Annotated in this window: 17 protein-coding genes, 1 tRNA gene and 1 riboswitch; of the genes, 12 read left to right on the forward strand and 6 right to left on the reverse strand. The window is 62.5% G+C overall.

The genetic code is table 11. The annotated features are described in order from the left end of the window. Positions 1–33 precede the first annotated feature (33 nt). Entirely contained in the window at positions 34–1,296 is a 1,263-nt protein-coding gene (gene murA, locus AAF563_23850; GenBank protein ID MEM7124332.1) for a UDP-N-acetylglucosamine 1-carboxyvinyltransferase, read from the reverse strand. A 429-nt stretch (positions 1,297–1,725) separates the two neighbouring features. Between murA and AAF563_23855 the strand changes: the two genes are divergently transcribed. After that, positions 1,726–1,800, forward strand: a tRNA-Thr gene (locus AAF563_23855). 16 nt (positions 1,801–1,816) lie between these two features. Here AAF563_23855 and AAF563_23860 read toward each other — a convergent pair. Together AAF563_23860 and AAF563_23865 are read right to left on the reverse strand one after the other, a co-directional pair. Further along, a complete protein-coding gene (locus tag AAF563_23860; GenBank protein ID MEM7124333.1) occupies positions 1,817–2,173 on the reverse strand; it encodes an HIT domain-containing protein in 357 nt (118 codons plus the stop codon). A gap of 136 nt (positions 2,174–2,309) precedes the next feature. Next, positions 2,310–4,670: a hypothetical protein gene (locus AAF563_23865; protein MEM7124334.1), complete on the reverse strand. Its 2,361-nt coding sequence runs from the start codon at positions 4,668–4,670 to the stop codon at positions 2,310–2,312. 515 nt (positions 4,671–5,185) lie between these two features. On the opposite strand from AAF563_23865, the gene AAF563_23870 reads away from it, so the two are divergent. Continuing rightward, the gene (locus AAF563_23870) at positions 5,186–5,566 is read left to right on the forward strand and encodes a Rap1a/Tai family immunity protein (protein ID MEM7124335.1); all 381 of its coding nucleotides are present in this window, start codon (positions 5,186–5,188) and stop codon (positions 5,564–5,566) included. A 21-nt stretch (positions 5,567–5,587) separates the two neighbouring features. Here the strand turns inward: AAF563_23870 and AAF563_23875 are convergent, their stop codons facing one another. Next, a complete protein-coding gene (locus tag AAF563_23875; GenBank protein ID MEM7124336.1) occupies positions 5,588–6,922 on the reverse strand; it encodes an MFS transporter in 1,335 nt (444 codons plus the stop codon). A gap of 341 nt (positions 6,923–7,263) precedes the next feature. Between AAF563_23875 and AAF563_23880 the strand changes: the two genes are divergently transcribed. The 4 genes from AAF563_23880 (at position 7,264) to AAF563_23895 (ending at position 9,234) form a co-directional block, all read left to right on the forward strand. After that, positions 7,264–7,524: a hypothetical protein gene (locus AAF563_23880; GenBank protein MEM7124337.1), complete on the forward strand. Its 261-nt coding sequence runs from the start codon at positions 7,264–7,266 to the stop codon at positions 7,522–7,524. Between the two features lie 18 nt (positions 7,525–7,542). Beyond that, positions 7,543–7,803, forward strand: coding sequence for a hypothetical protein (locus AAF563_23885; GenBank protein ID MEM7124338.1), 261 nt, complete (start codon positions 7,543–7,545; stop codon positions 7,801–7,803). Between the two features lie 98 nt (positions 7,804–7,901). Then, the gene (locus tag AAF563_23890; GenBank protein ID MEM7124339.1) at positions 7,902–8,159 is read left to right on the forward strand and encodes a MoaD/ThiS family protein; all 258 of its coding nucleotides are present in this window, start codon (positions 7,902–7,904) and stop codon (positions 8,157–8,159) included. A 1-nt stretch (position 8,160) separates the two neighbouring features. Then, the gene (locus AAF563_23895; GenBank protein ID MEM7124340.1) at positions 8,161–9,234 is read left to right on the forward strand and encodes an exo-alpha-sialidase; all 1,074 of its coding nucleotides are present in this window, start codon (positions 8,161–8,163) and stop codon (positions 9,232–9,234) included. A gap of 15 nt (positions 9,235–9,249) precedes the next feature. Here the strand turns inward: AAF563_23895 and AAF563_23900 are convergent, their stop codons facing one another. After that, the gene (locus AAF563_23900; GenBank protein ID MEM7124341.1) at positions 9,250–9,900 is read right to left on the reverse strand and encodes a hypothetical protein; all 651 of its coding nucleotides are present in this window, start codon (positions 9,898–9,900) and stop codon (positions 9,250–9,252) included. Positions 9,901–9,922: 22 nt separating this feature from the next. Here AAF563_23900 and AAF563_23905 point away from each other — a divergent pair, with 22 nt between their 5' ends. The 6 genes from AAF563_23905 (at position 9,923) to AAF563_23930 (ending at position 15,280) form a co-directional block, all read left to right on the forward strand. Then, positions 9,923–10,333: a VOC family protein gene (locus AAF563_23905; GenBank protein MEM7124342.1), complete on the forward strand. Its 411-nt coding sequence runs from the start codon at positions 9,923–9,925 to the stop codon at positions 10,331–10,333. 5 nt (positions 10,334–10,338) lie between these two features. Further along, complete coding sequence (locus AAF563_23910) at positions 10,339–10,563, forward strand: sulfurtransferase TusA family protein (GenBank protein ID MEM7124343.1); 225 nt, start codon at positions 10,339–10,341, stop codon at positions 10,561–10,563. Between the two features lie 48 nt (positions 10,564–10,611). Further along, a riboswitch (TPP riboswitch) is annotated at positions 10,612–10,715 on the forward strand. Next, positions 10,711–11,778, forward strand: coding sequence for a thiamine ABC transporter substrate binding subunit (gene thiB, locus AAF563_23915; protein MEM7124344.1), 1,068 nt, complete (start codon positions 10,711–10,713; stop codon positions 11,776–11,778). It overlaps the preceding riboswitch by 5 nt. A 13-nt stretch (positions 11,779–11,791) precedes the next feature. Next, positions 11,792–13,393 (forward strand): thiamine/thiamine pyrophosphate ABC transporter permease, encoded by a 1,602-nt coding sequence (gene thiP / locus AAF563_23920; GenBank protein MEM7124345.1) that lies wholly within the window; start codon positions 11,792–11,794, stop codon positions 13,391–13,393. Next, entirely contained in the window at positions 13,374–14,093 is a 720-nt protein-coding gene (thiQ, locus tag AAF563_23925) for a thiamine ABC transporter ATP-binding protein (protein ID MEM7124346.1), read from the forward strand. The genes thiP and thiQ overlap by 20 nt, the downstream gene beginning before the upstream one ends. A gap of 116 nt (positions 14,094–14,209) precedes the next feature. After that, positions 14,210–15,280: a 2-oxoglutarate and iron-dependent oxygenase domain-containing protein gene (locus AAF563_23930; protein MEM7124347.1), complete on the forward strand. Its 1,071-nt coding sequence runs from the start codon at positions 14,210–14,212 to the stop codon at positions 15,278–15,280. 8 nt (positions 15,281–15,288) lie between these two features. Here AAF563_23930 and AAF563_23935 read toward each other — a convergent pair whose 3' ends face one another. After that, a complete protein-coding gene (locus tag AAF563_23935) occupies positions 15,289–15,690 on the reverse strand; it encodes an NUDIX hydrolase (protein ID MEM7124348.1) in 402 nt (133 codons plus the stop codon). Positions 15,691–15,781: the final 91 nt, after the last annotated feature.

Consider the following 15,781-nt stretch of genomic DNA (forward strand, 5'->3'; position numbering starts at 1 on the left):
CGTCTGCCTTGATCTTCAGAACATCGACTTTCATCAGGCCGCCACCCTATCAATTTGCGCGCCGCATGCGGAGAGTTTCTCGACCAGGCACTCATAGCCGCGGTCAAGGTGATAGACCCGGTTGATGGTGGTCTCGCCGTCGGCGGCCAGACCGGCCAGGACCAGCGAGACCGACGCGCGCAGGTCGGTCGCCATGACCGGGGCGCCAGTCAGCTGTTCAACGCCACGCACAACGGCTGTGCCGCCGTTGACGGTGATGTCGGCGCCCATGCGCGCGAGTTCGGGCACATGCATGAAACGGTTCTCGAAGATTGTCTCGGCGATGTGGGACGTGCCGTCGGCGGTCGCCATCAAGGCCATGAACTGGGCCTGCAGGTCGGTCGGGAAGCCGGGATGAGGCGCGGTCGTGATATCGCCTGCCTTCAGTTCGCCATTGGCGCGCTTGACCGTCATGCCGCGATTGCTGACGGCGATGTCGGCGCCGCAGGCGGTCAGCGTCTGGACCACGGCGTCAAGGTCGCCGCCCTGCCCGCCGATCAGGTTGAGCTCGCCGTCGGTCAGGGCCGCGGCCATGGCGTAGGTGCCGGTCTCGATACGGTCCGGCAGCACCCGGTGACGCGTGCCGTCCAGCCGGTCAACGCCCTGGACCCTGATGGTCGTGCTGCCGGCGCCGGAGACCTGGGCGCCCATGGCGTTCAGGCACTGGGCGAGGTCGGCGATTTCGGGTTCGCGCGCCGCGTTTTCCAGCACGGTCTCGCCGTCCGCCAGCGTCGCCGCCATCATCAAATGCTCGGTCGCGCCGACCGAGACATAGGGAAACCGGATGGTTGCGCCCTTAAGACCATCCGGGGCGACGCCAACCATGTAGCCGTCGTCCAGATCGATCATGGCGCCCATCTGCTCGAAGCCCTTGATGTGCAGGTCGACAGGCCTCGTGCCGATGGCGCAGCCGCCAGGCAGCGATACCCGCGCCTTGCCGCAGCGCGCCAGCAGCGGACCGAAGACCAGGACCGACGCGCGCATCTTGCGCACGAGATCATAGGAGGCGGTGGTCGAGCGGATGGTCGCCGCCGAGAGCGTCATGGCGCCATCACGATCGCGCGCGGTCTCGACGCCGAGCTCGTCCAGCACATGCTCCAGCGCGTCGACATCGGCTAGATACGGCACGTTTTCCAGCACCAGCGGCTTTTCGGTCAGAAGCGAGGCGACCATCAGCTTGAGCGCCGCGTTCTTCGCGCCCGCCACCACGATATCCCCATTCAGGGACGCGCCGCCTGAAATCCTGATCTTATCCAGCATCCAACTCCCCAATCCGCCGCCCACCTGCCGGCGGCCCGTTCCGTGAAGACCGCCCACGATCGCGGGCGGTTGGGGCGGAACCATGGCCGGCGTTGTACGGGATGAAGGCGGCGACCGCAATTGCCGGCCGTCACAGACGGCTGGGGATGGAAAAACCCCATGCCAGCCAGCGATTAGCACTTCGCGGGCGGCTCTTCGGCGGTCTTGGGCGTCCCGTGCGCGGGTTCGCGCTCGCGGCTCTGGCTCTTGCGCCGGCGCAGGTTCTGACGAAGAGCCGCGGCCAGACGCGCCTCGCGGTCTCCGCCAGCGCCTCCCGGCGGCTTCGTACCGGCCTCTCCGGACGGCTTTTTGTCGGCCATCACAGCCCTTGGATCTTCCAATTGCGTCGCTCGGGGCACTGTGGCAGGTTCCCCGCCGCCTCACAATGCCGCCGTAGCTCAGTGGTAGAGCGCACCCTTGGTAAGGGTGAGGTCCTCAGTTCAATCCTGAGCGGCGGCACCATTTTTCTTCATTCGGCTTACGACCGCCCCGCAACCCAGCCCTGCGGGCCGAATATGTGCGGCCCCAGCGGCGGGTCGCCTTCGAACCGCGGCACCACGTGCATGTGGAGCTGGTGGGGATCGGCGTCGCCGATGGCGAGGAGATAGCAGCGCTCGAAGCCGGGCTCGTCGCGCAGTCTGGCGTTCATGGCGCCGATCAGGGTGCCGACCGCCTGCCATTCCTCGGGACTGACGTCTTCGGCGCGGTCGTGGTGGTTGGTGGTCATGACGACCTGGTGGCCCTCGAAGACCGGGGCGGGAAACGCGATCCGTTTGGCCAGGCCCTTGGGATCCTGTTCCAGCGCCTTGGCGTCGCATAACCGGCAATCCGTCATAGTTGGCCTCCCCGACCGCAAACAACCGGAGCATCGGCCATCACCGTGCTGGTTGAGACAATGCCCCTATAGTCTCGGTCGCCTCACATTTTGGCAATGGCTCTTGGCAGCCGCTGTCACGCCCAGCGGCCCCTACTCATGCCCGCCGCCAGAAAACGAACAGGGTTCCGACGTAAGCCATTGCCGCGATGAGGAACAAGAAGGAAAACCCGAAGTACATCGAGTTGTACTCGATCAAGCCGCCCGCCATAGCACCAAGAATGTTGAATCCCAAAGCGTGAGCGACATCGATCTTCGCGGCGCGCAGCTCGGTTGAAAAGACGAGACCGGAAAAGAACACCGGGAATGTCAGCAGAACGATGGCGACCAAGCGGTCGAGGCCCCAATTAGCGAGCATCGGCGACCCGTATGTGAAGTAAGCGATCAGTGTCGCGCCGAGCAGTGCGACATGGAGCAGGCGCGACCGGCCTAATCTGGCCAGATCGACGAAGAGGTTCGCCAGGAACGACATCGTCAAGATAGAGACAATGACAATGGCGACCACAAACCAGGTGTTGCCGAACACCAGCCCCAGTTCGGTGATGGCCTTGACTTCGATCAGCATGAAGCCGGCGCCCAAGAGGAAAAAACCGATGGCCTCTGGCCGCAGACCAGCGCCGAACAGCACATGGCGGCCGGCATACAACGTGAGCCCAAGCATCAATGCGATAACGGGAAGGAAGCTGATCGGATATGTGCGGCTATCCATATAGAAGAAAGGCCAGTCATCGGTCGGAATGTCGTAGGCGGAATCAAGCGTCGCGTAACGCGAGCTGTCGACAGAGAAGCCGGCTGCGGCGATCCGCTCTAGGAGAGACGCGGGATCACCACCTTTCATCACAACAAAGGCCTCGGTTGTTGCTCTGTCGTAACCGACATGGACCGTCACCGGATCGGAGCCACTCGCCACCCGCAGCATTTCATACATGCGCTGGCCCTGACCTTCCGACAAGAGCGCAAAGGAAACGTAGAGGACGCCGCCTTCGCGTAGTCGTGCGTAACTCTCCTCGAACGCCTCTTGGGTGTAGACGAAAGAATCGATTCGGACGCTGCTGGCCTGGCTCAACTGACCGTGAGAGTCGAGCACCGCGTAGGTGATGACATCGAACGTGTCGTCGGTTGTGCGAAAGAAAGTGCGGGCGTCTTCTACGATCGCATTGACCCGTGAGTCACTGTAGGGATGCTCAGGGTGATAGTAGTGGCCGATGGCTTGGATCGCCGGATCAATCTCGACGGCGTCCACCACGCCGGCGCCCGCCCGAAGAGCCGCGGCAACGTCGTTGCCGGTACCAGCACCGACAATGGCGACTCTGTCGAGCGAGTTGGCGATCGCGTAAGGCAGGTCGTAGTAGAGCAGGTCGTAGTGGCGGTCAGGGTTCTGTCGCTCGCTGCTGCCAAACGAAAAGTCGAACACTTTCTGGAAGTAAGTTCCGGCCGCGGCAATGCGCGTTAAACCGCTATCCCAAGACGCAGCTTTTTCGATGAGCTGATAGGGCGAGTAGACCTTCTGCTTCAACGGTTCGACGGGCCAAACCAGCGCGACCATGATGATGGCGAAGCCGCCGACAGCGATCAGACGTCGCCCAAGATCCAGGGTAACGAAAGCGAGCAGCACGGCGAACGACAAGGCGAACCAGGCAACTGGCGGCAGCCACAGATAACTGACCAGCGTGAACATCAACACACCGAGAACACTGCCGGCGAGATTAAGGCCGTAAGCACGCAGCGGCGGTAACTGCTGCATGTAGCGCCCCGTCATCTGGCCGATGGGAATGAACATGGCCACCGTTGTCAGGAAGACGGTCGCCAAAAGTCCGTACACGACAAACAACGCGGCGGCAGACGCCGCTACAGAACTATCGCCACTCGGGTTGAGCTCGGCGCCCATATGGGTCTGCTCAGCAATTGGTGATGTCATGAGCACAGCCATGTTGTCGGCTGTCCCGTATCGAAGGGCGATCAAAACGATCACCTGGACACACGCAACAGTCAGCGACAACAGCAACGAACCGCGTTCAAGTCGCGATGTTGCGTAACCCAGCCCCAAGCCCGCAAAACACGCGAGTAGCGAGAAGTTCTTGTAGAACGCGAACATGGGAAACAGGCTGGCATGCCAGCGGATGATCGAGAGCTCCAGGAAGAGGCCGGCGCCAGCAAGCGCGACGATCGACACCCCCAAGACTGTTTCGCTTTGCGCGCGCCCGTGCGCAGCGATCGCCCTGGGCAAGAAGTAAGTGCCGATCGCAGCCCCTTTCTCCGCGAGCGCAATGACCGCCATCGCGCCGATCGCAATCGCCGCCACGGCATAGACGATCTTTCCAACTGCCGTATCGGCCGCGGCGCCCAGGCTGACACCCAAGATGACGCAGGCAAAGGCAATTGAAAGGCCTACACCCAGCTTGGCGGCACTGATAGAAGGTCCGCTGCGACTGACAGCGTGGGTTACAGGGACATCCATGGGTCAGACACCTCTCCGACAAGCGGGGCCAAACCTAGATGACCTCAGATTGATCCCCGTAACTCCAAGCGACTTTAGAGAGTGAAAATATCTACCGTTACCTAAAAAAACGAGAAATGTGATCGTGGTCGCAGTTTTTCTGCGAACATCTCTTCTTGGGAGCACAAAAAAAGTCTTAGGCCAGTACAAGCACGTCCAAACCTAGAAACATGGGAGTAAACCTATACGAGCCGATCACCGCGAGACCGTCTGTCATGAGCGCGACGTGCGCATCTAACCGCATAGAAAAACTACGATAATCGGAACACTGCCGGCCCAGGCAGCGGGTTTTTCGCGTTTGTACTCTACAATCTCTTCAGTTGGTGATTGCCTCGGTCCAGACGACCGACCAAGCCTTTTGGGCCCGACACCGCGTCAATCATCACGTGTTGGCAGTGTGACTGACATCTTGAGTGGGGCCGTTAAACGACCACGTCCACGATGCCATACTGACCCAACGCATTGGAGGTATTAGGATGATTCGACGGATCGTGTTGTTCTTGATCTTCGTGCTGCCGCTGGGCGCGGAGGCGCAGGAGGAGGGCCAGACGGCGTCGTACTTCTATCAGGGCTGTGTCAACTTCGCCGATTACGTGATCACCGAGGACACCAGCGAGATCACGCCGGACATGTGGACCGAGATGGTTGCCTGCTCGTCCTATGTGCGTGGTGTCGGCGACACCATCATTATTCACCAGGGGCTGGGGCTGACGCCGTTCTGCCTGCCGCAAAGCGCGGCGACCCTGGAGATTGTGCTGGCCTGGACCAATTACCTGCGCGCCTTTCCCGACCAGATGGAAAACTACGCGATCTCCTCGCTGTTCAATGCCATCCAGCACCGCTGGCCCTGCTCCTAAACGGCGCGGCGCCGTGTCGTCCTAAGGTGTCTCCGCGGCGGCGTGGTGTTCACTGGGCAGGCTGAGCGCATAGACCGCGGTCACCAGGTTAAGCGAGAGCAGAATGAGGATCGGCCAGATCGCATGGCCGACATGGGCGAGCACGCCGAGGATGAAGGCGAACACGATCGCCACCACGCCGGTGATCGCGTTGCTGACGGATACATGATAGGCGGCATCCGCCTTCGACGAGGCGGACAGCAGATAGACTTGACGCGCCACATTGGTGCCCTTTGCCGCCAGGGCGATCAGGAAAAACACGACGACGTGCCAAAGGTAGTCGACCGTGCCGCCCGATGTCAGCTCGATCAAGACGGCGGCGACGGCCGCGGATGCGGCGATCAGGGCGGAGGCGAAGATAGAGTAGCGCAGCGGCCAGCGCGCCTGATTGCGCCAGATGATCCCGGACATCACCATGCCCAGGCTTGAGGCGATGACGAAGGCGTGCAGCGTCCCTGCCTTGGCACCCAGTGGCAACGCGGCGTGGATGGCATAGAACGGCATCGCCAGCTCGACCGACAGCAAAAGGCAGCGAAGGATGCAGAACTGGCGGAACCACTTGAGCCGGCGCAACAGGCCGAAACCGTGCAGGAGATGGGGCGACGGCGACGGCGGCTCAGCTGGCTCGGACGGCATGTCCTTCGCGGCCGCCGTATCGCGGGCGCCATAGTATTCGCGCACCGCCATGGTCACGATCGTCGCGACAAGTGCCGCGCCGATGCCGATCCAAAGAAGCGAAATGTGGCTTGTCAGGGAATCGCCGAAGTCGAACCAAAAGACCGAGCCGGCCGCGATCGCGATGGCAAGGATACCGCCGATGAACTGCTGATACAGCAAGAGCCGGTTCTGACGTTCCCGGGTCATGATGTGGCGCAGCATGGTCTGGAGAGCCAAGGAGTTCAGCCCCTGACCAATGCCCAACACACCGGCGACCACCAGGAACAGCAGAGCCAGGAAGATTGTCTGCTCCTGTTCCGCGGCGATCGCGATGACGGCAAGCGCGGCGATCGTGATGATGATGCCGAACACCATGAACCACTTGCGCGCCACGGCTGATGAGATGCGCGGTGCCGCGACAAGTTGTGTCAGCATGCGCGCGACCTGCACGATGGGGATCAACAAACCGGCGAACACGACCGGCGCGCCAAGCGCGATATAGAGATAAGGCAGAACGAGCTTGGGACTGGCGAAAACGCGGTTGAGGTCGATCGCCGTGCCCTGCAGGACAAGGACCTTGAAGTTCCAGCCTTCGTGCTCGTGGACGCTCGACGCGCCGTCGGCCCGATGCCGCGCTACCCGATTGTCGGTGTCCGCCATCGGCAATGAACCCCACATCCCCAGCAAAATCTGCGCCCCAAGCTTTCTCACCGCCAATGAGTCGTCGTCAAGTGACGTCGCTCACAGCCCGGCCGCCTGATTCGCCCGTGGCGTGATACTCGTGCAATAGCCGCTGCACGGGATCTCGTCGCCCGTTAACGAATACCACTAAAGTAGTACAAATTACTCCGCATTACACGAATCATATCCAGAATATGCGCTCGTTCGCGTAGGCGAATCCTGTCGAAATGAGTAGAATAGACCCATCAGATAGTTGTGCGCGTTAAAGCCGTTGTCGCCTCACAAAAACGCCCGTCGGCGGCCAACGATTAGGGGAACTCATGATGGACACACAGCACCACACCGCCTCCTCTCGGGTCCTGGAATTCGATGGTGCGCGCGCCACCAAACGGTCGGATCAAGAGCTCGCGCAAGCGGCCGTCACGGCCATGAAGAACCTGCAGGACGCCATGGACGAAGCGATCAAGGCAGGCCTGTTGATCGAACCGAACATCAAACGTGTCGAGAACCGGTTCGTGAATGTCGGTGTCTCCGCCGACTCATTCCTGCTCAATCTCCACATCCTGCGCCAGCTGTCGTAACCGCCAGGCGACAGGCCGATGACCCTCCACGATCTCAGCCGACCCCAGCCGGTTAAACGACTGCCCAAGGCGATCGTGTTGATGGCGGCATTGACCGCCGGCATCGTCCTCTTGGCTCTGTCGGCGGACACGTTGCTGCTGGGGGGCGCGACGGGTTCGTCGGCAGGGCCTTTCGCCGTCGCAGGCTCGCACCCGACCAGCGGCGACCTGGCGGTCGGGGCAGCCGGTTGCCTGTTCCTGCTCGTCGTCTGGCTCGCGATCCGCTCACGCAACGACTGACCGGCCAACACGCCGCCTATCGCCGGCGAAAGCTTGTGTCGCGGCCTGCGGTTTGCGACCCTCTTTGCCCTTCTTGAAGGAGGGCGGCACCCTTGACCGTGCATGTGGTCGTGACGCAGCAGATCGCGCGATTTCTCGATTGTCCCCCCGCGGACGTCGCAGCGAGCGATGTGGCGGGCGCGCTTGACGCGTTATTCGAGCGCCAGCCCAAGCTGAGACCCTACATCCTCGACGAGCGAGGCCGCTTGCGCCGCCACGTGAGGCTATTCGTCAACGGCGCGGCGGCCGACGGACTGGGCCAAACCGTGCGGCCGGGCGACGAGGTCTATGTCATGCAATCGCTGACCGGAGGCTAGGGTGTCGGGCGATCTCCTGCACATCGCCACGCGCAAGGGGTTGTTCGCCGCGTCTCGACGCCATTCGGGCTGGTCCCTCTCGCTGATCGGTTTTGCCGGGGATCCTGTGACACAAGTCCTGCAGATCACCGGCGGTCCGCTGCTCGCCGCGCTCAGACTGGGCCATTTTGGTACCAAACTTCACGCCTCCGACGATGGAGGCCGGACCTGGCGCGAGGTCGCCGCACCGGCCATGCCGGCCGACGCCGACACCGACCTGGCGGTGGATCTCATCTGGTGCCTTGAAGAAACCGGCACCGGCTTCGGCCACCTGTGGGCCGGCACGATCCCGGGCGCGCTCTTTCGGTCAAGCGATGCCGGTGAAACATGGGCCATGAACCGCGCGCTCTGGCAGTGCAACGAGCGACAGGCCTGGTGGGGCGGCGGCTATGATCACCCGGGCATCCATTCGATCTGTGTCGACCCCAACGATACCGGGCATGTCACGCTGGCGGTTTCGGTCGGCGGCATCTGGCAGACGAGCGATGGTGGCGGCACATGGCGCCTGACCGCCAACGGATTTGTCGCCGACTATCTGCCGCCCGCGATCGCCGACGATCCCAAACAGCAGGACCCCCATCGACTGGTCGCCTGTCAGAGCGATCCGCGCCGACTCTGGACACAACATCACTGCGGTATCTGGAGATCCGATGACGGCGGCGATGCTTGGCAGGCCGTCACGGCCGAAGCGCCATCACGGTTCGGCTTTGCCGTCGTCGTCCATCCAAAAGATCCCGACACCGCCTGGTTCGTGCCCGCGGAGTCGGACGTCAAACGTATTCCCGCCGCCGGCCGTTTCGTGGTGCTGCGCACGCACGACGGCGGCGCGAGCTTCGACGTCCTCGACCAGGGCCTACCGAAAGCGCCCGCCTATGATCTCGTCTACCGCCATGCCCTGGACATCGATGCAAGCGGCCGCCGTCTCGCCATGGGATCGACCACCGGCGCGCTCTGGATCAGCGACAACGGCGGCGACACCTGGGAGCTGATCAACGCCCATCTTCCGCCCATCGCTGCCTTGCGATTTGCGCCGTGAATAGATCGCGTTGTGTCATTCGCCGCGGTGAAACCGCAACGTCATGCCATCGACATGCAGAACAACAGGACCATCGGAGCTGGGCGGCGGGCAGCGCAGGCCAAGATGAAGCGGCGCGCAGGTGTTCGCCAGATCGACACCGGCCAATAGATTCGCCCGCGAGTTGGTCTCCAGCCAGTGCGGTTTGACAGCGGACGGCATGGCGACGTCTTGCTGGGCGGTGCAAGGTGACCGCGCCACGTACCAGTACTGCGTGCACGCGTGGTTGGTGCGCGATACAAGCCAAGGACCGGACCGCTGGCCAAAGGCGTTCAGGTGCTGCGTGAGCTCGCGGTCGATGTAACTGATCTCCTCGGTAATAGACGCGACCTGATGGCGGATGTGATCAAGCTTGTCCGTACCCTCGCCTTCCGATGTCGCCGTCTTGCCGACGAGGTAGCGCAGTTCCAGGCCGCGAATGCGCAGCGCCTGCCGACGCACGACCAGTGCGGTGATGATGTCGGCCTCGGCGGAAGAGAGGTCGCCCGTTCTCGACAGCGCCTCGACATCGGACTCGGTCGAGACCATATCCGCGTAGTTCGGCCAGGCGATGCTGGCACATTCATCGCCATCACAGGCCTCTTCGGCATGGGCGGCAACGGTTGCCGTCGCCAGAGAACATGCCAAGATGAAGCATCGGAGGCTCGCCATGACACCGGTTCTAACCCATATCGCCCTTCACGTCCGCGACATCGACGCGATGCAGGCTTTCTATGAGAAGCTGTGCGGCATGTCGGTCGTGCATGAGCGGAACGACAACGGCCAGCGCGTGATCTGGATGGCAGAACCGGGACGCGAGAAGGCGTTCGTGTTCGTCATGATGACGGGCGGCGACCCCGCGACACAGGACGAGCGTGATTTTAGTCATCTGGGCTTTGCCTGCGCCAGCCGCGAGGAGGTCGATCGCATCGCGAAGAACGCCGAGGCCATGGGTAACCTGTTCTGGCCGCCAACCGAAGAGCCCTATCCAGTCGGTTACTTCTGCGGCGTGCGCGACCCCGACGGCGCGCTGGTCGAGTTCAGCTACGGCCAACCGCTTGGCCCCGGCGCACGGGACTGACGACCATGAGCCATCTGCTTGACGTCAAGGGCCTCGCCTGCCCGCTGCCGGTCTTGAAAGCAAAGAAAAAACTTAAGTCGCTTGAGCCCGGCGATGAGCTCGAGGTTCTGGCGACCGATCCCAGCTCGGTCGAGGATTTTCGCGCGTTCTGCGAATTGACCGGCCACACCCTGATCGACTGGTCGGAAGAAGACGGCGTTTATTCGTTTCACCTGCGCCACAAGGCCTGAGAGTCTAAATCTACTTGCCAAGGCGCCCATCTGCGCCTAACTCATGATTTATCACTCACGGGGAGCCCTTCGGGGCTGAGAGGTGCCATCGCACCGACCCGTTGAACCTGATCCGGGTTATGCCGGCGGAGGGAATGAGGCGATGACATCCAAGGATCCGTCAATCGTGAACCCCTTCCGAAACCAGATGAAGGAAGGGTTGCGATGCGTTTTTCATTCAGAGTTCTACTGACGGCCGGTTCGGTTTTTCTCGCGAGCGCGCTGAGCGCACACGCACAGGACCGGACCTTGACCATCTACACCTATGACTCGTTCGTTAGCGAGTGGGGGCCGGGGCCCGGCATCACCGAGGCGTTCGAGGCGGAATGCGGTTGCACCATCGACTGGGTCGGCGTCGATGATGCCGGCCTGTTGCTGAGCCGGCTGCGCCTGGAAGGTGACGCGACGAACGCCGACATCATCCTGGGCCTCGACACCAACCTGATGGCCGAGGCAGAGGCGACCGGCCTACTGGCGCCGCACGGCGCCGACCTGTCGCGTCTGGACCTGCCGCTGCCCTGGGACGACGCCACCTTCGTGCCGTTCGACTACGGCTATTTCGCGTTCGTCTATGACAGCGACGTCTTGCCTGAACCGCCGGCAAGTCTGGCCGACCTGATCGACAATCCCGACGGCCCCAAAATCATTATCCAGGATCCACGCACCAGCACGCCGGGCCTAGGCCTGATGCTGTGGGTCAAGACAGTTTATGGCGAGGAGGCTCCCGCCGCATGGCAATCGCTATCCGGGCGCATCCTGACGGTCACCAAGGGTTGGGGCGAAGCCTACAACCTGTTCCTGGAAGGCGAAGCACCGATGGTACTGAGTTATTCGACCTCGCCCGCCTACCATCAGATCGTCGAAGAGACAGACCGATACGGCGCGGCAATGTTCCCGGAAGGCCACTATATCCAGGTCGAGGTCGCGGCCATGACCGCGAACACCGATGATGAGGAGCTCGCCAGGCAGTTCCTGGACTTCATCACCTCCGATGGCTTCCAAACGGTCATTCCGACCGGCAACTGGATGTACCCGGTCACCGATCTGGGCGACGCCCTGCCGCCACAGTTTGACGAACTGCCCACTCCCGATGGGGTGCTTTTGATTGCACCCGACGAGGTCGCGGCGAACCGAACGGCCTGGATCGACGAATGGCTCAACGCCATCGCGCAATGATGTCTATGCTGTCATGAGCCTGCTGCGTGCCAACCTGTGGCCGGGGGCACTCGCGCTTGGCGCCAGTCTGGGTCTGGCGGTTGTCGCGCTGGCGGCGCTGTTGCACGCGGCGCCGTCGGGCAGCGGCATGTCGACGGGCATCGATAGCTATGTCTGGCGTGTTTTGCGCTTCACCTTGCTGCAGGCGAGCTTGTCGACACTGCTGTCGGTCGGCTTGGCGATCCCGGTGGCGCGCGCCATGGCGCGGCGGCCGCGTTTTCCCGGCCGCCAGGTGTTGCTCGGCCTGTTTGGCCTGCCGCTCGTCATGCCGGTCATCGTCGCGGTGTTCGGCTTGGCCGCCATCTACGGGCAGAACGGCATCGTCAACGATGCGATCGCGTGGACTGGGCTGGCGCGCCAGCAGATCCTGTATGGCCTGGGTGGGATCCTGATCGCCCATGTGTTCTTCAATCTGCCGCTCTCGGTGCGTCTGCTGCTGCTCGCATGGCAGGCGATCCCCGGCGAATCCTGGCGCCTGGCCAGCCAATTCGGCATGTCAGGCTGGCAGATCTTCCGCCTGATCGAATGGCCACGGCTGCGCGAGGTCGTGCCGGGTGTCGCGGTCCTTGTCTTCCTGCTCTGCTTCACCAGCTTCGCCGTTGTGCTGACCCTGGGCGGCGGGCCGCAGAACGCGACACTGGAAGTCGCGATCTATCAGTCGCTTCGCCTGGACTTCGACATTCCGCGCGCCGTCGTGCTCGCTGTCTTGCAGGTCGTATTGTGCGCGTTTCTGGCAACGGCCCTCTTGACGCTCGCGCGCACCGCCGAAGGCGGCGCCACACTCGCGCGTGATGTCGCGCGGCCCGACCGCCACCATCTCGTCGCTCGCATCGTCGACACCACCATGCTGGCCCTGGCCGCCCTCTTCGTCGTCGCGCCTCTGATCGCCGTCGTTGTCGCGGGGCTGATGGGCCCGCTGATCGACGTCCTGCAATTGCCGTCCCTGTGGCAGGCGACGGCGCGCAGTCTCTTTGTCGGCGTCGGTGGTGGTCTGTTGGCCCTGCTGCTTGGTACCGCCTTGCTGGTCACCACACGCGATCTGAAGTACCGGCGTTGGCGGCCCAGGCTGGCTGCACGACTGGAGCTTCTGGGCTCGCTCAATCTGGTGGTCTCGCCCACCGTGCTGGGCGCCGGCCTCTTTGTTCTGCTGCTACCGTTCGCCGATGTCCTGGGCCTGGCGCTTTGGCTGGTCATCATCGTTAACGGCATCATCTTCGTCCCCTACGTGCTGCGCACCGTGGGGCCGCGCTTCTATCGGGTGTCGGAAGACCATGACCGCCTGTGCGCCAGCCTCGGCATCAAGGGCATCAACCGCCTGCGGCTGGTCGAATGGCCGGCTATTCGCCGGCCGGCCGCGCTCGGTCTGGCGATCGCGGGGGCGCTCTCCCTGGGCGACCTCACGGCCATCGCGTTGTTCGGCTCGCGCGATACCGAGACGTTGTCGCTGATGCTTTACCGCAGCATGGCCGCCTATCGCATGGATCAGGCGGCCGTCATCGCCCTGGTGCTCGCCGTCGTCTGCTTGACTGTCTTCCTGCTGATCGAAAGGGTTGTCGGTGGCCGCACCTCTTCTTGAAATCCGTGATCTCGCGTTTGCCTATGGCGATCAAGCCATGCGCTTCGAGCTCGCTCTTGAACGCGGTGGCATCATGGCCGTCATCGGCACCAGCGGCGCGGGCAAGACGACACTGCTGTCGCTGATCGCCGGTTTCGACCAGCCGACCGGCGGCACGATCACGGTCGACGGCGTCGACATCACTTCCCTGCCGCCCGACCGGCGTCCGGTCACCATGCTGTTCCAGGAACACAACCTCTTCCCCCACCTGGCGGCGGCCGACAACGTCGGATTGGGCATCGATCCAGGCCTGCGCCTCTCACCCGACGATCGGACCGCCATTGAGGCCGCGCTGACCCGTGTCGGCATCGGTGACTTGGGCGCACGCCTGCCACGCCAGCTTTCGGGTGGCGAGCGCCAGCGTGTCGCGCTGGCGCGCAGCCTTGTCATGCGCCGTCCCCTGCTGCTGTTGGACGAGCCGTTCGCGGCACTCGGACCGGCCATGCGGCGCACCATGCTCGACCTGGTCGACGAGCTGCGCCACGAAACCAAGACATCCGTTTTGATGGTAAGCCACGATCCCGCTGACGCCCGCCGTATCGCCGAAACCACGGCCTTCGTCGACAACGGCCAGATCGTCGCAACCGGACCAACGGCCGATATCCTTGACCGCCCCCCGACGCCGGAGATCGCGGAGTATCTCGGCATCGATCGGGCCTAATAGAGCACAGCCGTATCAACAGGGGTTTGTTGAGGCGGTGACCACAGCCGGTGCGTGTGTTGCTGACAGCCTCCCTTGTTTGGCATTATTGAACGGCTGTTCAGGAGACCGAATTTATGGCCGTCACGTCCGCAATGACCAAGATCGATACCATCGCCGCGAAGCGTCTGGACTTCGATGCGATCCCGGTGATCGACTTCGGGCCGTTTCTCAATGGCACCGACGAACAAAAAAGGCAGGTCGCCGAGGAGATAGGCGAGGCTTGCCGGCGGGTCGGTTTCTTTTACATCAAGGACCACGGCATCCCGCAAACGACAATCGATGAACTGCTAACGCAGACTCAGAGCTTCTTTAGACAACCCATTGAAAAGAAAATGGAAATTGATGCCAAGAAAGTCGGGCGTCATCGCGGTTTCATTCCTTTTGGCGACCTCTATGCCGGGCCGAACGCGAAGCCGGACGTGCAGGAGGGATTTGAGCTTTCCATGGAATTGCCGGCCGACGATCCCGACTATCTGGCAGGCAGCATCATGTATGGGCCCAATGTCTGGCCGGACAACCTGCCCGGTTTTCGCGATGGTGTTTATGGCTACTTCGAAGCGGTCATGGACCTCGGCTTCAAGCTCTTTAATGCCTTCGAAATGGCGCTCGGTCTGCCGCTTGGCTACTTCGACCCTTACCTCGACAAACCGATGAGTCAGCTCCGCCTGCTCTATTACCCGCCCCAGGAAGGCGAGATCGATCCCGACATGATCGGCATCGGCGCCCATACCGATTACGAGTGCTTCACGCTGCTTCTGCAGGACGACAGCGGCGGTCTGCAGGTCGGGAACCGCGACGGCGACTGGATCGAGGCAACGCCCATACCCGGGACCATCATCGTCAATGTCGGCGACATGCTGATGCGCTGGACGAACGACGAGTTCGTCTCGACCCCGCATCGGGTGATCAACACGTCCGGCAAAGAGCGCATGTCTTTTCCGCTGTTCTTCGCCGCCAACCACCGGACCGTCGTGCGTTGCCTGCCTCAGTTCCAGGGGCCCGACAACCCGCCAAAGTACCCGCCGACCCGCTCGGGCTGGTGGACGGAGACGATGATCACCGAGGTCTACGAGTACCGCGCGGCCCATCGTGGCACGGTGCCCAATCCGGAACTGGACTGGGACGCGCCGGATCCGGTCGACTAGCTCTCAGCCTAAAGGGACAACGCGCGGTTCAGCGCGACCTTTTCCGGCGCCGGCACGAGGTCGCTGGCCAGAACGTCGGCGGGATCCTCAAAGGAAATCTCGACCGGTTCGTGGTCGGGAACCACCGGCTCGCCGTCGGCAGCGACCAGGAAGTAGATCGGCGTATAGGGTCGCCCGGTCCATGGGCTGATCCGCGTTCCCGGATCGTAGAGTTCGTCAAGAATGTCGATCGACAACCCCGTCTCCTCGGTAAACTCGCGCCGTAACGCCTGTTCGGCGGTTTCGTGCGGCTCGACGCCGCCGCCCGGAAACTTCCACGCGAAAATCCCCACGACAAATTCAGCCGATATCATGACCTTGGTAGCGCGCAGCAGCACGCCATAGGCACGATAATTCTCAGGATTGGCCATCGAACACCGAGCTAGGTGGTTTTCAACGCGTCGCGATGACTTATTCTAGAGTATGACTTGCTTGCGCGGAATCGGCTCCGGCCCACTCCCC

Source organism: Pseudomonadota bacterium (assembly GCA_039028155.1).
GTDB lineage: Bacteria > Pseudomonadota > Alphaproteobacteria > SP197 > SP197 > JANQGO01.

Bases quoted from the DNA above. Each gene is read 5' to 3' on its own strand.
- AAF563_23860 (MEM7124333.1), bottom strand. From the start codon at position 2,173: ATGACGGATTGCCGGTTATGCGACGCCAAGGCGCTGGAACAGGATCCC.
- AAF563_23865 (MEM7124334.1), bottom strand. From the start codon at position 4,670: ATGGATGTCCCTGTAACCCACGCTGTCAGTCGCAGCGGACCTTCTATC.
- AAF563_23870 (MEM7124335.1), top strand. From the start codon at position 5,186: ATGATTCGACGGATCGTGTTGTTCTTGATCTTCGTGCTGCCGCTGGGC.
- AAF563_23875 (MEM7124336.1), bottom strand. From the start codon at position 6,922: ATGGCGGACACCGACAATCGGGTAGCGCGGCATCGGGCCGACGGCGCG.
- AAF563_23880 (MEM7124337.1), top strand. From the start codon at position 7,264: ATGATGGACACACAGCACCACACCGCCTCCTCTCGGGTCCTGGAATTC.
- AAF563_23885 (MEM7124338.1), top strand. From the start codon at position 7,543: ATGACCCTCCACGATCTCAGCCGACCCCAGCCGGTTAAACGACTGCCC.
- AAF563_23905 (MEM7124342.1), top strand. From the start codon at position 9,923: ATGACACCGGTTCTAACCCATATCGCCCTTCACGTCCGCGACATCGAC.
- AAF563_23910 (MEM7124343.1), top strand. From the start codon at position 10,339: ATGAGCCATCTGCTTGACGTCAAGGGCCTCGCCTGCCCGCTGCCGGTC.
- thiP (MEM7124345.1), top strand. From the start codon at position 11,792: ATGAGCCTGCTGCGTGCCAACCTGTGGCCGGGGGCACTCGCGCTTGGC.
- AAF563_23930 (MEM7124347.1), top strand. From the start codon at position 14,210: ATGGCCGTCACGTCCGCAATGACCAAGATCGATACCATCGCCGCGAAG.
- AAF563_23935 (MEM7124348.1), bottom strand. From the start codon at position 15,690: ATGGCCAATCCTGAGAATTATCGTGCCTATGGCGTGCTGCTGCGCGCT.